The organism is Bradyrhizobium sp. th-b2 (assembly GCF_000426785.1).
GTDB lineage: Bacteria > Pseudomonadota > Alphaproteobacteria > Rhizobiales > Xanthobacteraceae > Bradyrhizobium > Bradyrhizobium septentrionale.
This window is the reverse complement of sequence record NZ_AUGA01000027.1, coordinates 112,269-130,332: the sequence shown is the minus strand read 5'-3', so window position 1 is coordinate 130,332 and position 18,064 is coordinate 112,269. Positions and strand designations below refer to the sequence as shown.

General features: G+C 64.7%; 16 protein-coding genes and 2 pseudogenes. 13 read left to right on the top strand and 5 right to left on the bottom strand.

What is annotated here, in order from left to right; translation table 11 throughout:
- A pseudogene (locus tag K359_RS53275) lies at positions 1 to 333 on the top strand (IS5/IS1182 family transposase); the annotation flags it as partial.
- A 180-nt stretch (positions 334 to 513) separates the two neighbouring features.
- On the opposite strand, the gene K359_RS61625 reads toward K359_RS53275, so the two are convergent.
- The 3 genes and pseudogenes from K359_RS61625 to K359_RS66245 all read right to left on the bottom strand — a co-directional run.
- Positions 514 to 675: a hypothetical protein gene (locus K359_RS61625; RefSeq protein WP_156928712.1), complete on the bottom strand. Its 162-nt coding sequence runs from the start codon at positions 673 to 675 to the stop codon at positions 514 to 516.
- Positions 676 to 708: 33 nt separating this feature from the next.
- Positions 709 to 864 carry a hypothetical protein gene (locus K359_RS66250; RefSeq protein ID WP_371261198.1) on the bottom strand — a complete coding sequence of 52 codons (156 nt, stop codon included), beginning with the start codon at positions 862 to 864 and terminating at the stop codon, positions 709 to 711.
- Positions 865 to 928: 64 nt separating this feature from the next.
- Positions 929 to 1,111: pseudogene (locus K359_RS66245) on the bottom strand (hypothetical protein); the annotation flags it as partial.
- Positions 1,112 to 1,406: 295 nt separating this feature from the next.
- On the opposite strand from K359_RS66245, the gene K359_RS53270 reads away from it, so the two are divergent.
- Positions 1,407 to 2,618, top strand: a complete 1,212-nt coding sequence (locus K359_RS53270) for a GNAT family N-acetyltransferase (protein WP_051346471.1) — start codon at positions 1,407 to 1,409, stop codon at positions 2,616 to 2,618.
- 34 nt (positions 2,619 to 2,652) lie between these two features.
- On the opposite strand, the gene K359_RS0129250 is transcribed toward K359_RS53270, so the two are convergent.
- Positions 2,653 to 3,921 carry an MFS transporter gene (locus K359_RS0129250; protein ID WP_029082514.1) on the bottom strand — a complete coding sequence of 423 codons (1,269 nt, stop codon included), beginning with the start codon at positions 3,919 to 3,921 and terminating at the stop codon, positions 2,653 to 2,655.
- A gap of 438 nt (positions 3,922 to 4,359) precedes the next feature.
- On the opposite strand from K359_RS0129250, the gene K359_RS57410 reads away from it, so the two are divergent.
- The 9 genes from K359_RS57410 (at position 4,360) to ptsN (ending at position 14,765) form a co-directional block, all read left to right on the top strand.
- On the top strand, positions 4,360 to 7,140 hold the full coding sequence (locus tag K359_RS57410) for an autotransporter outer membrane beta-barrel domain-containing protein (RefSeq protein WP_051346470.1): 2,781 nt from the start codon (positions 4,360 to 4,362) through the stop codon (positions 7,138 to 7,140).
- 128 nt (positions 7,141 to 7,268) lie between these two features.
- The gene (locus tag K359_RS0129240; protein WP_029082513.1) at positions 7,269 to 7,883 is read left to right on the top strand and encodes a ribonuclease D; all 615 of its coding nucleotides are present in this window, start codon (positions 7,269 to 7,271) and stop codon (positions 7,881 to 7,883) included.
- Between the two features lie 165 nt (positions 7,884 to 8,048).
- A complete protein-coding gene (gene lptC / locus K359_RS0129235; protein WP_029082512.1) occupies positions 8,049 to 8,771 on the top strand; it encodes an LPS export ABC transporter periplasmic protein LptC in 723 nt (240 codons plus the stop codon).
- Positions 8,768 to 9,523, top strand: a complete 756-nt coding sequence (locus K359_RS0129230; RefSeq protein ID WP_156928711.1) for an LptA/OstA family protein — start codon at positions 8,768 to 8,770, stop codon at positions 9,521 to 9,523. Before lptC ends, K359_RS0129230 begins: the two co-directional genes overlap by 4 nt.
- A gap of 23 nt (positions 9,524 to 9,546) precedes the next feature.
- Positions 9,547 to 10,242 carry an LptA/OstA family protein gene (locus K359_RS0129225; RefSeq protein WP_035977303.1) on the top strand — a complete coding sequence of 232 codons (696 nt, stop codon included), beginning with the start codon at positions 9,547 to 9,549 and terminating at the stop codon, positions 10,240 to 10,242.
- A 318-nt stretch (positions 10,243 to 10,560) separates the two neighbouring features.
- Positions 10,561 to 11,541 (top strand): LPS export ABC transporter ATP-binding protein, encoded by a 981-nt coding sequence (gene lptB / locus K359_RS0129220; protein WP_029082509.1) that lies wholly within the window; start codon positions 10,561 to 10,563, stop codon positions 11,539 to 11,541.
- Positions 11,542 to 11,631: 90 nt separating this feature from the next.
- Positions 11,632 to 13,287 carry an RNA polymerase factor sigma-54 gene (gene rpoN, locus K359_RS0129215; protein ID WP_029082508.1) on the top strand — a complete coding sequence of 552 codons (1,656 nt, stop codon included), beginning with the start codon at positions 11,632 to 11,634 and terminating at the stop codon, positions 13,285 to 13,287.
- Between the two features lie 185 nt (positions 13,288 to 13,472).
- The gene (gene hpf, locus K359_RS0129210; RefSeq protein ID WP_029082507.1) at positions 13,473 to 14,072 is read left to right on the top strand and encodes a ribosome hibernation-promoting factor, HPF/YfiA family; all 600 of its coding nucleotides are present in this window, start codon (positions 13,473 to 13,475) and stop codon (positions 14,070 to 14,072) included.
- 231 nt (positions 14,073 to 14,303) lie between these two features.
- The gene (gene ptsN, locus K359_RS0129205) at positions 14,304 to 14,765 is read left to right on the top strand and encodes a PTS IIA-like nitrogen regulatory protein PtsN (RefSeq protein ID WP_029082506.1); all 462 of its coding nucleotides are present in this window, start codon (positions 14,304 to 14,306) and stop codon (positions 14,763 to 14,765) included.
- Positions 14,766 to 15,088: 323 nt separating this feature from the next.
- Here ptsN and K359_RS0129200 read toward each other — a convergent pair whose 3' ends face one another.
- On the bottom strand, positions 15,089 to 15,727 hold the full coding sequence (locus K359_RS0129200) for a TetR/AcrR family transcriptional regulator (protein WP_051346469.1): 639 nt from the start codon (positions 15,725 to 15,727) through the stop codon (positions 15,089 to 15,091).
- A gap of 328 nt (positions 15,728 to 16,055) precedes the next feature.
- Here K359_RS0129200 and K359_RS0129195 point away from each other — a divergent pair, with 328 nt between their 5' ends.
- Together K359_RS0129195 and K359_RS0129190 are read left to right on the top strand one after the other, a co-directional pair.
- Positions 16,056 to 16,859, top strand: a complete 804-nt coding sequence (locus tag K359_RS0129195) for an SDR family NAD(P)-dependent oxidoreductase (protein ID WP_029082504.1) — start codon at positions 16,056 to 16,058, stop codon at positions 16,857 to 16,859.
- A 36-nt stretch (positions 16,860 to 16,895) separates the two neighbouring features.
- Positions 16,896 to 18,026, top strand: coding sequence for a DUF5938 domain-containing protein (locus tag K359_RS0129190; RefSeq protein WP_029082503.1), 1,131 nt, complete (start codon positions 16,896 to 16,898; stop codon positions 18,024 to 18,026).
- The last annotated feature ends 38 nt before the right edge of the window (positions 18,027 to 18,064 follow it).

Below are 18,064 nucleotides of genomic sequence, written 5' to 3'. Positions count from 1 at the left end.
GCCTTTGTCGACAAGGGATACCGCGGCCATGACGCACAGAACCCGCGCCGCGTCTTCATCTCCGGCCAGAAGCGCGGCGTCTTCGGCACTATCAAGCGCCAGCTGCGGCGCCGCTCCGCTATCGAGCCCGTGATCGGCCATTTGAAGGCTGACGGACACCTCGGCCGCTGCTACCTCAAAGGCCGCGCCGGCGATACCGCCAACGTCATCCTCTCCGCCGTCGGTTACAACTTCCGCCGCATCCTCGCCTGGCTAAGGGCTCTTTGGTACCTCTTCCTGGCTGCCTTCTTCTCAGTCACCAGCCACCGCACACCACTCAAATCGGCTTCTTAACCGACGACTCAGCATCCACAGGGGTGGGTGCGGCGAAGCCGTAGCCCGCCGAGGGTGGGGCGAGACGGCGATTATACCGTTGGCCCTCCGCGCTATACCCGTGGTCGGTTGCTCATTTCCGAGCCGTTAGACGACATGGACGCAGTCTCGTTCGATCCAAACGGAGTGCATGTAGCTTGGCTACTCCAAGACCTCGCCGACTTCGAGTTCGACCAGGTCTCCTTTGAGATCGACGACTGGAAAATGGCGGCCGAGGCACCTCATGAATAGTGCCCGCGTCTCCCTGTCTTCCGGCAGCGCCTCCGGAACAGCCACGACTTCAACTCTGTCCCCGATCTTCATTATCAACGCCTTCCGGCGGCGAGCAAAACGAGTCTAGGCCCGCATTCCAACCGCAGGACCAAACGGCGGGTCATCATCGTTCGGCGGCGCCGGCGCGTAGTGATCGAATTGCATGGTGAAGGTCGCGCGGCCCCGGCCTGCCACGCGCAGGCCATTCGTGTACCCGAACATGTTCATCAGCGGCACCATTGCTGCGATGACGACGCTGTCGCTGTGCGCGCTTTGATTCTGAATCGTGGCACGGCGCAGGGACGCGCTTCATGAGGTCGATCTTGGTGTCGAGCTGCAGCTCGCTGATGCCCTTCAGGATGATCTGGCCGGACTCAGGATCAGTCGACACGCGGAAGGAGGGATCCTCCGCGGCCAGCTCGGCGAGCGCAGCCTTAAGCCTCTGATGGTCGGCTTGCGACTTAGGCTCGATCGCAATTTCGATAATGCCGGGTTGCACGAGCGGTCCACCTTCGCTCCATGATATCACGAGATGGACGGTGAGGTGTGTTAACCACGCGGCCGCCGAATACGTCGTTCCGTCGTCAACAAGGAGCCTGACGGTCGGTGTAGCCAAAACGGAACCGATAGCCTCATGACCAGGTAAACGATGGAGGTAACCCCCCTTCTCTCGGCCTGCGACACTTTACCATTTCTGTCCAGACATCGAATTACGCTCAGATGGCGCGCCGACCGGACGGCCTCAGCTGCGCTGGGACTACGCACTACGACAGGGCTAGGGGATGATCGCGATCGAAAGCCACGCAGCGCGGGCTCAACCAGCGCGCATCGCCGCCGTTGACATCGTCCACGATCTCGACGCCGCCGAGACGATCTGGCGGAGTCTTGAGAACTCGAACCATTCCATCACGCCGTTTCAGCGGTTCGACTTCCTCGCCCCGTGGCAGCGTGAGGTCGGTGAGCGCGCGGGACTGTCGCCTTTCATCGTTGTTATGCTTGACGGCGACGGCCAACCACGGGGCTTGCTGCCGCTCGCCCAGCAAACAGCGCTGGGCGTGCGCCGCGCGAGCTTCATGGGCGGCGAGCACGCAACCTTCAACATGGGCCTGTGGGATCGCGAGTTCGCCGCCGGTGTCACGAAGGCCGATCTCAACGCAGTCATCGCGATGCTCGCCAAGCGCGACGAGGCCGACGTGCTGGTGCTGCGCCAACAGCCGGCCCAGTGGCGCGACGTGCAAAATCCGCTGGCGCTGCTGCCTCATGAACCCCCGGTCTTCAACTGCCCGATGCGCACAATCGAGCCGGGCGCAACGACCGCGAACCTGATCGGCGATCCCTCCCGCCGCATGAAGCTCAAACAGCGCAAGCTGCTGGAGCTGACCGGCTACCGCTATCACGTCGCCTCTGCCGACGCCGACATCGCCCGTCTGCTCGACTGGTTCTTTCGCGTGAAGTCGGAGCGGCTGGCCGAGCGGAAGCTGTCCAATGTGTTCGCCGAACGCGCCGTGGAGACATTCATCCGCACCGCCTGCATGACAAAGCTGCCCCATGGCGGCCGTGCCATCGAAATCCACGCGCTCGAAAGCGACGAGGAAGTGATCGCGATCTTCGCCGTGGTTGCCGACGGCCACCGCTTCTCGACGATGTTCAACACCTACACTTTGTCAGACAATGCGAAATTCAGCCCCGGCCTGCTCTTGATGCAGGAAATCATCCATCATTTTGCCGGCCGGCACTATCGTGCCTTCGACTTCGGCCTTGGCTCGCATGAATACAAGCGGCTGTTCTGTAAGGACGACGAACCGCTCTTCGACAGTTTCATTCCGCTCACCAGGCTCGGCCGACAAGCCGCCGGAGTGATGTCCGCGGTCGATCGCACCAAGCGGTTGGTGGAGCACCACCCGAAGCTCCGCGGCGTTGCGCAGCACCTTCGCAAGGTCTTGCTTGACAAGGCATTCTGCGCAATTCCTCTCGTTTCCCTGCTTCAAATGTAGCCGTCGAACTTCGTCAACCGCCCGGCACCTCCCGTCAGACGATGCGCCGGCCGGCGCGGCGCGCGATCGGCCGCTGCACGAAATACATCGCAGTCAGCGAGATCAGGGTCGTGGCAACGACGATGTAGCCGAGACGGTCGAAGTGCAGCAGCGAACCGTCCGGGTTCTCGGCGATGATCGCCGCCGCGAACACCGAGCCCAAGCCGCCCGACAACTGTTGTACGGATGCTGAGACCGCGCTGAACGAGCCGCGCTGGCTGGCATCGGGGATCGCCGACATCAACGCCTGTGACGGGATCATGCGCGAGAAGATGCCGACGAACATCAGCACATTGACGACGATCGCGGTCAGCAGCGAGACGTGGCCGAGATTGGTGTAGATCAGCACCATGATGACGGACACCACGCAGCCGAACGCGAAGGTCGGATATTTGCCGAATTTGTCGCTGGCGCGGCCGACCAGCGGCCCGATGAGGATGCTGAACAGGCCGGAGACCAGATAGATCGTCGGCAGATGGACGATGTCGATGCCGAGATTGTGCACGGTGAAGGCGCTGCCGAACGGCATCAGCATGAAGCCGCCGGTCGCCAGCAGCGTCGTCACCAGGAAGGCCAGCGTGTAGCGCGGCTGCCCGACGGTTGCGACCAGATGGCGGAACGGATTGCTGTCATGCTGCAGCTTGAGATGCCCGTCGACCGGCTCCATCACCAGCGCGATGACGGCGATTGCCGCGATCGACAGGCCGACGATGGCGACAAAGCAGATGTGCCAGTTCCAGTGATTGGCCAGGAAAAGTCCGGCCGGGACGCCGAGCACCTGGCTCGCGGCGAACGCCGTCTGCAGCACGCCCATCGCGCGGCCGCGCTGTTGCAGCGGATACAGGTCGGTGACGATCGCAAGCACGACGGACCCGATCACGCCGCCGAACAGGCCGGTGACGATGCGGCCGAGCAGCAGCACGTGGAAATTCTGCGCCACCGCGCAAAGCACGGTACCGAGCATGAAGCCGACATAGAAGAACAGCAGCAGCCGCTTGCGGTCGAAGCGATCGGCAAAGCCGGCAGCGAGGATGCCGGAAAATCCGGCGGCGAAAGCGTAGGCGGAGACCGCGACGCCGAACTGCCCGGCCGTGATGTTGAGCGAGGGCATCAGGATGGCGCCGAGCGGCGACATGATGATGAAGTCGAGAATCAGGGTGAATTGCGTGAAGGCAAGCAGCGCGATCAGGAACGATTGATAGCGCGTAAAGCCGCGCTCCTGCTGGCCGTCGTCGATCGGCGCGGCGATGGTCTGTTCCGACATGAGGCTCATTTCACTGGGAGGCTGGGTGGGGCTGGCCACAGATAGGGAGGGCACGTGAGGATTTCATGGGGCGCGCGGGCAACAGTTCCATCGAAATCGGGAGCTTGGGGAATGGCTTGGCCGTGCGCACCAGGCCAAAATCGGCGCGAGAATGCGGGAAGCAGGACGTCCGGCACGCAACGGCAATTGTTTCCGGTTGTGTCGGGCGACAACTGCAACGTTTGAGTGGTATACTTCGCAACCTTGAAAGTGTACGCACGTCAAGGATGTGAATCGCAACGATGCATCTCCTGGTTCCGTCTGTGGCGATGACGCAACAGATCGCTGCAAATCGTCTCAAGCTTGAACGGAGCGGATCAGCCGACGCTGAGAGCGGGGCAGGGGGTAGCAGGGGGCGCGAGGCCGGGGGCTCGGTTCGCGCCGACGTTGGAGAAGGGCATGGTTTCATCGCGGCTCGCGGCGATCCTGTCGTGCACTCTGGGTGGCGGCTGTCTTCTATCTGCGTCGCAGGCGTTCGCTGCCTGCGACAGTCTCGCGCCGGTGAGCGGTCAGACGGTGACCTGCTCGACCGCTGCGCCGAATCCCTCGCCGGCGGGCGTGCAGGCCGCGGCCGGCAGCTCGAACGTCACCGTGAACTTGCTGCAGGGCGCCGGCATCACGCCGGGCGCCGGAGCGACCGCGATCGGCCTTGTCGCCGGCAGCACCGCCACCAACAACGGCACGCTGACGATCAGCGGCGGCGGCACCGGAATCTTCGGCAGCGGCAACGGCAACGTCTTCACCAACGGTGCGTCGGGCGTGATCTCGACCACAGGTGCCGGCAGCAACGCGATCGCCGCCAGCAGCAACGGCAACACGCTGATCAACAACGGCACCATCACGACGCAGAACGGCACCGCGCGCGGGCTTGCCATCACCGGTCTCACCCAACACAGCAACAATACGCTGATCAATACCGGCACGATCACGACCCAGGGCCCGCAGTCGCACGGCCTCTATGTGCAGACCGGCGACAGCAACACCTTCACCAACAGCGGCACCATCACCACGGCGGGGGCGGGGGCGCGCGCGATCTTCTCCGCCGGGCAGTTCGCGAATATCACCAACACCGGCACGCTGCTGACGACCGGCGGCGATGCCGGCGGCACCGCCAACAACACCGTGTTCATGCAAGGCAATGCCGGCGTGCTGCGGAACAGCGGCACCATCGAGGCGCGCGGCGTCAATGCCGACGGCGTGTTCTCCAACACCGCGGGATCGTCATTCACCGCCCGCATCGAGAACTTCGCCGGCGGCCGGATCATCAGCCAGTCAGGGCCCGCGATCCGCACGCTCAACGGCGCCACCACCATCGTCAATGCCGGCCTGATCGCCGGCAACAGCGGCACGGCGCTCGCGGGCGGCGGCGGTGCGGTGACGATGATCCTGCAAACCGGCTCGCAGATATCAGGCCTTGCCGATGGCGGTGGCGGCAACAACCAGGTACGGCTGCAGGGCAGCGGCACGGCGAACAACCCGTTCGCGCGGTTCCAGACGCTGACGATGGAAGGCGCTGACTGGACCTGGGCCGGCACCGGCACCTTCGCCAACACCTTCGTCAACAGCGGCTCGCTGACGCTGCAGACCTCGCTGACCGGCAATGTCTCGATTGCATCAGGCACCAGCCTGCTGGCGGGTAACGGCGCCAATCCGTCGATCACGCCGTTTCCGGGTGGTCCGCCTGTTACCGTCACCAATGCTGGCGTCATCAACCTGGCCAATGGCGGCGCCACCGCTGGGAACAGTCTCACGATTGCGGGAAACTATGTCGGTAATGGCGGCGGACTCTTTCTGCGCACCGTGCTCGGTGGCGACGGCTCACCGTCGGATCGTCTCGTCATCTCCGGCGGCAACGCGTCGGGCTCGACCGCCGTCACCGTCAGCAATGCCGGCGGCGCGGGCGCGCTGACCGCCGCCGACGGAATCATGGTGGTGCAGGCCGTTAATGGCGGCACCACGGCCGCAGGCGCATTCGGTCTCACCAACGCCGTCGTGGCCGGCGCGCACGAATATCTCCTGTTCCGTGGCGGCGTGTCCGCGGGCAGCGCCGACAACTGGTATCTGCGCTCGACGCTGTTGCCCGGCACGGCTGCGCCTGCGCCGCCGCTTGCGCCTCCGCCGCCGCCGCCGGCATCGCCCGATGTGGTCCCGCCGCCATCGACGCCGCTCGCACCCGACGTGTCGGCGCTGACGCCGCCGGCGGCGGGCGCAGCGCCAGTCGAGCTCTATCGCGAGGAAGCCTCGGTCTATTCGGCGCTGCCGCAGGTCGCGCAGAAGCTCGGGCTTGCGACGCTCGGCACCTTCCATCAGCGCCAGGGCGATCAGGCCCTGCTGACCGGCAGCGGCGAGCAGCCGGCAGCGTGGGCGCGCGCCTATGGCTCGCGCAGCTCGCAGAGCTGGGCCGGCACGGTCAGCCCCTCGTTCGACGGCACCATGGCCGGCGTGCAGGTCGGCGTCGACATCCTGCGCTTTCAGTCCGCGCCCGAGCATCATGATCGCGCGGGGTTCTTCTATGCCTATGGCTGGGCCAGCGGCACCGTTAACGGTTTTGCGCTCGGCTTGAATGATGTGCGCACCGGCACGCTCTCGATCGACAGCCAGAATGTCGGCGGCTACTGGACCCATATCGGCCCCTCGGGCTGGTATGTCGACGCCGTGCTGATGGGCAGCTTCTACGGTGCCAGTCCGCAGTCGGATCGCCAGGTCGGCGCGCGTGTATCGGGCACCGGCGTCGCGGCGTCGCTGGAATCAGGGGTACCGATCCCGCTGAATCGATTTGTCGCGATCGAGCCGCAGGCGCAGCTGATCTGGCAACGCCAATCGTTCGACAGCTTCAACGACATGTTCTCCAGCGTCGCACTCGGCAGCGCCGATACGCTGACCGGCCGGCTCGGCGTCCGCATTCCGGCAACCTTCGTCGTCGGCACCGCCGAGCTGCGTCCCTATCTCGAGGTCAATCTCTGGCACACCGCCGCGAACGACCGCAGCATCGCCTTTGCGACGACCGACCTGATCGGCGTGCAAAGCCGCGGCACCGCCGTCGAGATCGGCGCCGGCGTCTCCGCGCAGCTCAATCGTACGATCAGCGCCTATGCGAGCGCGGGCTACACCACCTCGGTGGACTCGACGCATCGCGAGGACATCACCGGCCGGTTCGGGCTGCGCGTCAGCTGGCAGTAGCGCTGCGCTGGCGTCGGACGGTGTGGGGCAGCAAGCCATTGTCTCCGCTGCACAATGGCGCTACACCGTGAACCAACTGTGCCAGCGATAGCCTGTCCCGACAGCGATTCGACGAGGTTTTTGACAGCATGACCATCCGCCTGCATCGCGGCGACCTGCCCGATCTGTCCCGCTACACCGATTCGGTGGCGATCGACACCGAGACCATGGGACTGCATCCGCATCGCGACCGGCTCTGCGTGGTGCAGATGTCGAACGGCGACGGCACCGCCGACGTGATCCAGATTCCGAAGGGACACACCGATTCGCCGAACCTGAAGGCGCTGCTCGCCAATCCGAAAGTCACCAAGATCTTCCATTTCGCGCGGTTCGACGTCGCGGTGCTCTACAACACTTTCGGCGTGATGCCGGCGCCGGTCTATTGCACCAAGATCGCCTCGCGCCTGTCGCGCACGTACACCGACCGCCACGGCCTGAAGGATCTGGTGCGCGAGGTGCTGAACGTCGAATTGTCGAAGCAGCAGCAGTCGAGCGACTGGGGCGCGCAAAGCCTGAGCGAGGCCCAGCTCGCCTACGCCGCCTCCGACGTGCTGCACCTGCACGCGCTACGCGACAGACTCGATGTCATGCTGGCGCGCGAGGGACGGACGGATCTTGCCAGGGCATGCTTCGAATTCCTGCCGACGCGCGCCAGGCTCGATCTCGACGGCTGGGAGGCCGAGGACATTTTCGCCCATTCATAATGGGCGCCGAATTCGTCGCAGCAGGGGCGATTCCGCCCCGTTTCGGCCAAACTGTTCACGCGTGGTCCGGGTTGAAGTCGGCTGGGGGGCGCGACGCCGGGTCCCGGCTGCATATTTGGGCGGCTCCGGCTAGAATAGGGGCGATTTCGCGCCTCTGGAGCTCAGGTGAATTCGGTTCAGAATCCAGCCTATGTCACGGGCCTCGAGGCGCGCTTTGCCGCTGCCGCGCGGCACAGCCGTATGGTGCGGATCCTGCGCATTGCGGTGCCCGCGGTGGTCGGGCTGTCGATGGCCTCGATCATCTCCATCTCGGTGTTCAATCCATTCCACGACGTGATCCCCAAGCTGCCGCTCGAGATGGACAACCTGGTGGTGTCGGGCACCAAAATCACGATGGAATCGCCGCATATCGCCGGCTTCTCGGCCGATGGGCGGCCCTATGAAATGTGGGCCAAGGCGGCGATCCAGGACGTCACGGATCCCGACCATGTCGAGCTGAAGACCATCCGCGCCAAGGTGGCGCAGCAGGATCAGTCGACGGTGACGATGGATGCGCGTACCGGCTTCTTCGACAACAAGAAGCAATTGCTCGACCTGCGCCAGGATATCTTCCTGCAATCGTCCACCGGCTATGAAGCGAAGCTGACGCAGGCCTTCGTCGACATCAACAAGGGCAATGTGTCGTCGGACGAGCATGTCGACGTCAAGCTGCTCGAGGGCACGCTGACCTCCGATCGCCTGCGGATCTACAACAGCGGCGAGCTGGTGCGGTTCGAAGGTAATGTCGTGATGAATCTGGACAAGCTCGGCGACAACAACCCGCCTGCCGAGCCCGCGCAGCCTCCTCCGCCGCCACCGAAGGCGCGCAAATCCGCCAACACGAAATGATTTTGATGATGAGACGTTTTCCGCATGGCATCGCAATGGCGGCCTCTCTGCTCGCGCTGTTCGCAGTGAGCCATGCGTCCGCGCAGGGCACGATGACCGGCGTTCCCAACGCCATGCAGGGCTTTTCGCAGAACCGCGACCAGCCGATCCAGATCGAGGCGGCGTCGCTCGAAATGCGCGACAAGAAGAAGGAGGCGACCTTCGCCGGCAATGTGAAGGTCGTGCAGGGCGACACCACCATGACCTCGAAGATCCTGGTCGTGTTCTACGAGGATAAGTCGACCCAGGCGCCGGCACCTGCGCCGGCCGGCAAGGCCGCGGCCGCCAAGGGGGCTGCGCCGATGCAGTCGGCCACGCCCGGCCCCGGCGGCGCGTCCTCGATCAAGCGGTTGGAGGCGAAGGGCGATGTCGTCGTGACCCAGAAGGACCAGGTCGTCACTGGCGAGACCGCGATCTTCGACACCAAGGCCAATCTGATCACCATGCTCGGCGGCGCCGGCGGCCAGGTGGTGCTGACCCAGTGCCAGAACGTGCTTCGCGGCGACCGCCTGCTGGTCGACATGACCACCGGCGTCTCGCGGGTGGAATCCAGCAGCGGCAAGGTGCAGGGCCTGTTCATCCAGTCCCAGGGCGGCCAGAGCGGCAAGGGAGGCTGCGCAACGCCGCCCGCCCCTGGCGCAGCCCCTGCCGCCGCTCCTGCTGCCCCAGCGGCGCCGTCGCCGCTTCAGCTCATCCCGGGCAAGCCAAAATAGGCGCCGGTGGCGCGAGGATCGTCATGCCGATGCTGCTTGCGCGCGCCGCAATCACAGCCGTCCTCGCTCTGATGGCGTCCGACACCGCGCGCGGACAGGGCACTGCGTCCGTGCCCAATGCCATGCAGGGCTTCGCGCAGAACCGCAACCAGCCGGTCAAGATCGAGGCGGCCGTGCTCGAAATGCGTGACAAGAAGAAGGAGGCGACTTTCTCCGGCAATGTGAAGGTCGTGCAGGGCGACACCACCATGACCTCGAAGATCCTGGTCGTGTTCTACGAGGATAAATCTTCCCAGCCACCGGCGGCTGCCCCGGGGGCCACCGCATCCAAGGACCCGCCCAAGGATACTGCGGTGCAACCGGCGACGCCCGGCCCCGCCGGCGCGTCCTCGATCAAGCGGCTGGAAGCGAAGGGCGATGTCGTCGTGACCCAGAAGGATCAGGTCGTCACCGGCACGACCGCGATCTTCGACACCAAGAACAATTTGATCAGCATGCTCGGCGGCAGCGGCAGCCAGGTGGTGCTGACCCAGTGCCAGAACGTGGTGCGCGGCGATCGCCTGCTTGTGGACATGACGACCGGCGTCTCGCGCGTGGAATCCGACACCGGCAGGGTGCAGGCCATGGTCGCTCAGGGACAGGACTGCAGCGGCGCGTCGGCGCCGACCGCACCCGTAAGCCCCCCGTCAGCTTCCGCCAAACCACCAAAATCAAGATAAATCAATGCATTAGATAATATTTTGCGACCGCGAGGTTGAAGCGCGCGGGGTGAGGCTGTATCTACTGCAGCGGCCCGGCCGAACGATGCGCCTTGAGGGGAGTCATGTTGGCCGGTCAGGGCATCCATTCATTCAAGGCGCGGGTGATCGCGCCTTGCCGTGTTGTTTGAGCATGATCTCCGCGCAAACGCGTCCGCTGTTGTCGCGAGGGGAGGCCGGAATCCAGATTTCCGGATCATGCTTGCGCCTTCGCGTGCGAATCAATTGGTCCGCAGGCAAAGTCGCCGGATTACCGTGAAAGGCTGAAGCGAAGCGGGGATGGTGGATTTTCTCGGCATGTTCCGGCGGCGCCCTGCGAAACGCAGCACCGGATTTGCGCGCTCGCATGACGACATCACGGCGCTCGGCGATTCCTTCGGCGAGATGCTGACGTCACCGGTGCGCGACGCGCCGCCGATGGCGCGCGCCGCCCCCGTTCCCGACGTCGAGTTGCCGCGGTCGCAGCCCGCTGCAGCGCCGGCGCGCACGCGGCCCGCGAGGAACAGCGCTCCGGCTGCGCCACAGCTGATCAAGCGGCCAGGCTATCTGGCTGTGCATAGCGTGGAAAAGAGTTTTGGCAGCCGCCAGGTCGTGCGCGGCGTCAGCATCTATGTGCGCCGCGGCGAAGCGGTCGGCCTGCTCGGCCCCAACGGCGCCGGCAAGACCACCGTGTTCTACATGATCACCGGTCTGATCAAGGCCGATCGCGGCGCGATCGAGCTCGACGGCCATGACGTCACCAAGCTGCCGATGTATCAGCGCGCGCGGCTCGGCATCGGCTATCTGCCGCAGGAAGCTTCGATTTTCCGCGGCCTCTCGGTCGAGCAGAACATCCGTGCCGTGCTCGAGGTCGTCGAGCCCTCGAAGAAGAAGCGCGAGCATGAGCTCGATTCGCTGCTCGACGAATTCAACATCACGCGGCTGCGCAAAAGCCCGTCGATCGCGCTGTCCGGCGGCGAGCGCCGCCGTGTCGAGATCGCGCGCGCGCTGGCGACACGCCCGAACTACATGCTGCTCGACGAGCCGTTCGCCGGCATCGACCCGATCGCGGTCGGCGACATCCAGGACCTCGTCCGCCATCTCACCAACCGCGGCATCGGCGTGCTCATTACCGACCACAATGTCCGCGAGACGCTCGGCCTGACCGACCGCGCCTACATCGTCTATGCCGGTGAGATCTTGACTGAGGGAAGCCCGGAGGAGATCGTCAACGATCCGGACGTACGGCGCCTTTACCTTGGCGAAGAGTTCCGCCTCTAGCGCAACATTCTGATCCGTCAAGCCATATACATCTGTCCGAGAGTAGGATAAGCAAGAATCGAGCCAACTTTTGGGATCGATTTTGCCTCCATGGCGCTGACGCAAAGACTAGAGTTCCGCCAGTCGCAGTCGCTGGTGATGACGCCGCAGCTGATGCAGGCGATCAAGCTGCTGCAACTGTCGAACCTCGATCTGTCGGCCTTTGTCGAGGAAGAGCTGGAGCGCAACCCGCTGCTCGATCGCGCCGCCGACGGGCCGGAACCGCCAGTGGCGGGCGAGCCGGCCATGGAACGGTCCGATTACGGCGATTCCGAAGGTTCCAGCAGCTACGGGGATGACGGCGACCATTCCGACATGGCGGCAGGCTCGGGCGGCGAGACCGCCTTCGAGCCCGGCCAGGAGGAATGGATGAACCGCGACCTCGGCACCCGCGCCGAGATCGAGCAGACGCTGGATACCGGTCTCGACAACGTGTTCTCCGAGGAGCCGGCGGAGGCTGCGGCGCGCGCCGCGCAGGACGCGCCGCCGTCGGTCTATACCGAATGGGGCGGTGGCGCCTCCAGCGACGACGAGTACAATCTCGAAGCCTTCGTGGCCGCCGAGCTGACGCTCGCCGACCATCTCGCCGAACAGCTTGCGGTGGCGTTCTCGGCGCCGGCGCAGCGCATGATCGGGCAGTATCTGATCGACCTGGTCGACGACGCCGGCTATTTGCCCGCAGATCTCGGCCAGGCCGCCGAGCGGCTCGGTGCGTCGCAGCAGGTGGTCGACGAGGTCGTCGCGGTGCTGCAGAAATTCGATCCGCCGGGCGTGTGCGCGCGAAACCTGAGCGAGTGCCTGGCGATCCAGCTGCGTGAGCTCGATCGCTACGATCCGGCGATGCAGGCGCTGGTCGAGCATCTCGACCTGCTCGCCAAGCGCGACATCGCGGCCTTGCGAAAGCTCTGCGGTGTCGACGACGAAGACATCACCGACATGATCGCGGAGATCCGCCGGCTCGATCCGAAGCCCGGTCTGAAGTTCGGCACCGCGCGGACGCAGACCATGGTGCCCGACGTCTATGTCCGTCCCGGCCCCGACGGCGGCTGGCATGTCGAGCTCAATAGCGACACTCTGCCACGCGTGCTGGTCAATCAGACCTATTACGCTGAACTGTCGAAGACGATCCGCAAGGACGGTGACAAGTCGTACTTCACCGACTGCCTGCAGAACGCGACCTGGCTGGTGCGCGCGCTCGATCAGCGCGCCCGCACCATCCTGAAGGTCGCGACCGAAATCGTCCGCCAGCAGGACGGGTTCTTCACCTATGGCGTCGCGCACTTGAGGCCGCTCAATCTGAAGGCGGTGGCGGATGCGATCCAGATGCATGAATCGACGGTGTCGCGCGTCACCGCCAACAAATACATGGCGACCAATCGCGGCAGTTTTGAATTGAAGTATTTTTTCACCGCCTCGATCGCGTCCGCCGACGGCGGCGAGGCGCATTCGGCCGAAGCGGTGCGTCACCACATCAAGCAACTGATCGACGGCGAGGCGCCGTCGGCGATCCTGTCCGACGACACGATCGTGGAACGTTTGCGCGCCTCGGGCATTGATATTGCCCGCCGCACCGTCGCGAAGTACCGCGAAGCGATGCGGATCCCATCTTCGGTGCAGCGCCGCCGTGACAAACAGAGCATGCTTGGCAACGCCCTTTCGGCTCCCGCCTCCTCGTCCGACCGGTCGCGCGATACAGCCCCCGTTTAGGTTACTCTTTGAGCATGACCCCGTCCAAGTACGGACCGGACCATGCGCTCGTTGCGTTCGCGTCAAATCGCGATAGTCTCAACCTTTCCAGGTGAAGCGTCGTCCAGGAAGGAAGGTGACCGGAATCCCAGCAAGCATCACGCTCCTGCAAGAGTGATCGAGGCATCCAGCAATTGAGGCATCAAATGACCCTTCGTATCTCGGGAAAGAGCATCAGCATCGGCGAGGCGCTTCGCGCGCGCGTCAGCGAGCGCACCGACGAGGTCCTGCGAAAGTATTTTGATGGCAACTATTCCGGTCACATCACGCTGAGCAAGGATGGCTTCGGCTTCCGAACCGATTGCTCGCTGCATCTGGATTCCGGCATCACGCTGGAAGCCGAATCCAACGCCGTCGACGCCTATGCCAGCGCGGATGTTGCGCTCCTGATGATCGAGAAGCGCCTGCGCCGTTACAAGAGCCGGCTCAAGGATCGCTCCCACCGCAAGACCTATGCCGCCAACGCAGCGCTTGCCGAATTGAACGGCGTCGGGCTCGACGCGCCGAGCTACGTCATCGAGGCGCCCGAGAACGACGACGAGGTCACCGAATACAGCCCGGTGATCATTGCCGAGGCAACCACCGCGCTGAAGCGGCTGTCGGTCAGTGAAGCGGTGATGGAGCTCGACCTGTCCGGCGCCTCCTGCCTGGTGTTCCAGCATGGCGGCAGCGGCCGGGTGAACATCATTTACCGCCGTACGGACGGCAATGTCGGCTGGGTCGATCCGCCGGCGGTGAGCCCCTGAGGATATACGAGAGATGGCATTGACGTCCGAAGCCGGCCCTGCTTATGGTCCGCCGCCTCCAGCAATAAGGGGGCGGAACAGGGTTCGCAGGTGTTGGCACCGCCGATACGTTGGAGTAGAAGCCCTGCCAGCTGGACCCGGGCTAAGCCCGCATCCCACCTCAACTTCTTGACGCCGCCGCTGTAAAGCCTATTTCGCAACCTGACGGTTCATTCACCTCGGAACGTCCCAATGCCGATTACCGATTTGGTCGCACCCGAGGCGATACTCCCGGCTTTAAAAGTCATCAGCAAGAAGCAGGCGCTGCAGGAACTTGCCGCGCGTGCGTCGGCTCTGACCGGGCAGAACGAGCGCGCCGTCTTCGAGGTGCTGCTGCAGCGCGAGAAGCTCGGCACCACGGCGGTCGGCTATGGCGTCGCCATTCCGCACGGCAAGCTGCCCAAGCTGGAGAAGCTGTTCGGCTTCTTCGCCCGCCTCGAGCGCCCGATCGATTTCGAGGCGATGGACGGCCAGCCGGTCGATCTGATCTTCCTGTTGCTGGCGCCCGAAGGCGCCGGCGCCGACCACCTCAAGGCGCTCGCGCGGATCGCCCGCCTGCTGCGCGATCAGGACGTCGCCAAGAAGCTGCGTGCCTCGCGCGACGCGCAGGCGATCTACTCGGTGCTCGCGCTGCCGCCGGCGAGCGCGGCGTAATCGCGAATTCGTTTTCGCGCCACTGTCATCAGAGCATAGCCGATGCGTCACGCGCTGGCGCACTCCAACGCAGGTCCGGATCTGCACTTCAGCTGGGGCTACAGGTCCTGTTTTCTCCTTCCCCTGAAAGGGGGAAGGTCGGGATGGGGGTCGGCCGCAGACGACGGTGTTTTGCGGAGAGAGCAGATCCCCGCCCGCTTTGCTCTGACGAGCAAAGCGACCTCCCCTTTTCAAGGGGAGGTTGGAGCCATTCTGCGATCTTTGCCGCGTAGCCCCGGATTTTCGCTGCGCTTCATCCGGGCTACGAAACATTCGCAATCGTTTCAGCAGATCGTCGGCAGCAGGCGGCGAACCTCGTCGAGCAGATCCGGAACGGCCTTCTCGTCGCTGGCGAGGTGCCTGAGCAGCGCGCTCTGGAACAGGCCGTCGAGCAACGCGTAGAGCGCGGCTGGAGAGGATGCCGGCCGCTTGCCGCCGAGCTCGGCGTAGCGCGTGGCGATGCGCCAGATCATCGCTTCCAGGCTCTTGTCGATCTCGAGCACGTCCTTGCGAAACGCCGGCTCGAACATCGCCTGCGAGCGCATATCGTACCAGAGCCGGTGCATGCGGGCTTCGTCCCGCAACGTTGCCGCGAGCTTGGCGAGAAAACCTTCGGTCAATTCGTCGCGGCTCTGCGCCGACGTCACCACCTCGTCGTAGCGCGTCACGCATTTCGCCTTGTAGTGACGGACGCAGCAGCAGATCAGGTCGAGCTTGTCGCTGAAGTAGTAGTGAAACACGCCGTGCGTGAAGGCGGAGTTCTGCGCGATCTCGCGCAGGCTGGTGCGCGCGAAGCCGAGCTCGCCAAGTGTTTCCAGCGCGGCTTCCGCAAGCTCGATGCGCCGCGCATTGAACTTCTCGTCGCGCAGCGCCTCGGCCGCCACCGCCACGCGTTGGGCCGCTCCCGTCGCTTGCCGCGCCATCTCGTGCCTTTCCGTCTGACTGTTCCTTGCTGAGACTATACCGCGCGGACCGCGGCACGCTCCATCCCTTCACACCATCCTATTTGACACTTGTCAAATTCAGGCTTGACAAGTGTCAAGTTCCTGGACGAGGGTTGGCGCAATAATTTGGACAACCGTCAAGACGGCTGACCTAAACGACAAACAGGAGGAAATGCACCGCCGGGCGCGCCATCGCTGCGCCCGCCGACGCCGGCCGTGACCACCAATGCGCAGAGAATGCGCAAGGCCGCCGGCCCGCCGATCGCCACAGCACCGATCAATCACCAAGCAAAGGGAGGACTACGTCATGAGTGCGAAGAGCCTTGAAGGCAGGAAAGCCCTGGTCACCGGCGGCGCCCGGGGGATTGGCGCGGCGATCGCGCAGGCGCTGGCGCGATCCGGCGCGGCGGTCATGATCGGCGATATTCTCGAAAGCGTCGGCAAAGACACCGCCGGCGAGATCGCCAAGACCGGCGTGAAGACCGGCTTCGTCAAGCTCGACGTCACCGACGACGCGCAATGGGAGCGGGCCGCCGCCGCGACGGTCGAAACCCTCGGCGGCTACGACATCCTGATCAACAATGCCGGCATCGAGATCACCTCGCTGGTCAGCGAGATCAAGGCCGAGGACGCGCGCCGCATGTGCGACGTCAACATCGTCGGCACCGTGCTCGGCATGAAGCACGCCTTCCGCGCGATGCGGCCGGGCGGCGCCGCCGGCAAGGGCGGCGCGATCGTCAACATCGCTTCCGTTGCGGCGACGATCGCCTTCCCGAGCATCGCCGTCTACTCCGGCACCAAATCCGCGGTCGACCGCATGACGCGGGTCGCGGCGATGGAAGCCGGCAAGCTCGGCTTTGGCGTGCGCGTCAATTGCATCTATCCCGGCCTGATCCCGACCGATATGGGCCTGCAGCTCGCCAATGACATCGTGAAGATCGGTCTCGCGCCCGACGTCAACGCCGCCGTCGGCTCGGTGGTGGAGCAGACGCCGCTCGGCAAGCTCGCCGAGGTTTCCGACATCGCCGACGCCGCGGTGTTCCTGTGCTCGAACGACGCCCGCTTCATCACCGGCATCGGCCTGCCGGTCGATGGCGGCATGGGCATGTAGCAACAAAGCCGACAACAAGCATTTCGGAGGATCGCAATGAGCGAGAAGAAGCCCGTCATCGTCTATGGCGCTTCCGGCTACACCGGCCGGCTGGTCTGCGAATATCTGCGCGAGTACAACATCCCCTTCATCGCTGCCGGCCGCAGCGCCGAGAAGCTCGACGCCGCGATGAAGTCGAACGTGGCCGGCATCGAGACCGCCGACTATGAGGTGGTGACGGTGCCGCACACCGCGGCCGCACTGACTGAATTGTTCAAGGGCGCCTCGGTGGTGCTCAACACCGTGGGCCCGTTCGCCAAGTTCGGCGTCGAGGTGGTGCAGGCCTGTCTGGCTGCCAAGTGCCACTACACCGACACGACAGGCGAGCAGGACTGGCTGATCACGCTCGAGCACGAGTTTGGCAAGAGGTTCGCCAATGCCGGCCTGCTGCTGGCGCCGGGCATCGCGCAGATGTACACCACCGGCGAGATCGCCGCGCAGCTGTGCCTGGAGACGCCCGGCCTCGACACGCTTGATATCGCCGTGTTCTGGGGCGGGAGCCCGACCATCGCCTCGACGCAGACCATCCTGGTCAACGCCGCGATGGCCAAGGCCTACTACCTGGAGCAAAACAAGTATGTCGAGCATCAGCCCGATGCCGGCCTCTACAACCTCGCCATCCCCGGCCAGCACGAGCTGGCGCTGGCGCTGCCCTGGGGCGGCACCTCGCACCCGGTGTGGTTCAAGCACGATCCGCGCGTGGCCAACGTGAAGGTGCTGGGCGGCGTGTTCAACCGCGCGTTGATGCTGGGCGTGCCGCAGATCGTCGCCGCCGCGCTGGAGGCGACCAAGAACATGAACCCCGACGACCGCTACGCCGCGTTGGCGCAGACTGCTGCCGGCGTGATGAACACCATGCCACCGCGCGAGAACCCGCGCGTCAACAAGTCGATGGATTCGGTGTATGCCTCCGGCCCGCTCGGGCGCGCGCACTGCGTCATCTACGGCAACAGCAACTACAAGCAGACCGGCATGCTGCAGGCCTATGCCGCTGCGCACCTGCTGCAGCAGCCGCCCAAGCGTGTCGGCTTCGCGTCGGGCTGCCAGGCGTTCGGCCATCACGAACTGCTCGGGCAATTGCGCAGTTTCGGGCTTGTCGGCAAGCCGGTCCTGACTGTGCACGACTGAGTCAATCGCGGGTGGCGCGGTTGTTCGCGCCACCCGCC

What these genes read in the sequence shown, in the direction of transcription:
- K359_RS61625 (WP_156928712.1), bottom strand. Translation starts at nt 675, where the DNA reads ATGAAGATCGGGGACAGAGTTGAAGTCGTGGCTGTTCCGGAGGCGCTG.
- K359_RS66250 (WP_371261198.1), bottom strand. Translation starts at nt 864, where the DNA reads ATGGTGCCGCTGATGAACATGTTCGGGTACACGAATGGCCTGCGCGTG.
- K359_RS53270 (WP_051346471.1), top strand. Translation starts at nt 1,407, where the DNA reads ATGATCGCGATCGAAAGCCACGCAGCGCGGGCTCAACCAGCGCGCATC.
- K359_RS0129250 (WP_029082514.1), bottom strand. Translation starts at nt 3,921, where the DNA reads ATGTCGGAACAGACCATCGCCGCGCCGATCGACGACGGCCAGCAGGAG.
- K359_RS57410 (WP_051346470.1), top strand. Translation starts at nt 4,360, where the DNA reads ATGGTTTCATCGCGGCTCGCGGCGATCCTGTCGTGCACTCTGGGTGGC.
- K359_RS0129240 (WP_029082513.1), top strand. Translation starts at nt 7,269, where the DNA reads ATGACCATCCGCCTGCATCGCGGCGACCTGCCCGATCTGTCCCGCTAC.
- K359_RS0129230 (WP_156928711.1), top strand. Translation starts at nt 8,768, where the DNA reads ATGATTTTGATGATGAGACGTTTTCCGCATGGCATCGCAATGGCGGCC.
- K359_RS0129225 (WP_035977303.1), top strand. Translation starts at nt 9,547, where the DNA reads ATGCCGATGCTGCTTGCGCGCGCCGCAATCACAGCCGTCCTCGCTCTG.
- lptB (WP_029082509.1), top strand. Translation starts at nt 10,561, where the DNA reads ATGGTGGATTTTCTCGGCATGTTCCGGCGGCGCCCTGCGAAACGCAGC.
- rpoN (WP_029082508.1), top strand. Translation starts at nt 11,632, where the DNA reads ATGGCGCTGACGCAAAGACTAGAGTTCCGCCAGTCGCAGTCGCTGGTG.
- hpf (WP_029082507.1), top strand. Translation starts at nt 13,473, where the DNA reads ATGACCCTTCGTATCTCGGGAAAGAGCATCAGCATCGGCGAGGCGCTT.
- ptsN (WP_029082506.1), top strand. Translation starts at nt 14,304, where the DNA reads ATGCCGATTACCGATTTGGTCGCACCCGAGGCGATACTCCCGGCTTTA.
- K359_RS0129200 (WP_051346469.1), bottom strand. Translation starts at nt 15,727, where the DNA reads ATGGCGCGGCAAGCGACGGGAGCGGCCCAACGCGTGGCGGTGGCGGCC.
- K359_RS0129195 (WP_029082504.1), top strand. Translation starts at nt 16,056, where the DNA reads ATGAGTGCGAAGAGCCTTGAAGGCAGGAAAGCCCTGGTCACCGGCGGC.
- K359_RS0129190 (WP_029082503.1), top strand. Translation starts at nt 16,896, where the DNA reads ATGAGCGAGAAGAAGCCCGTCATCGTCTATGGCGCTTCCGGCTACACC.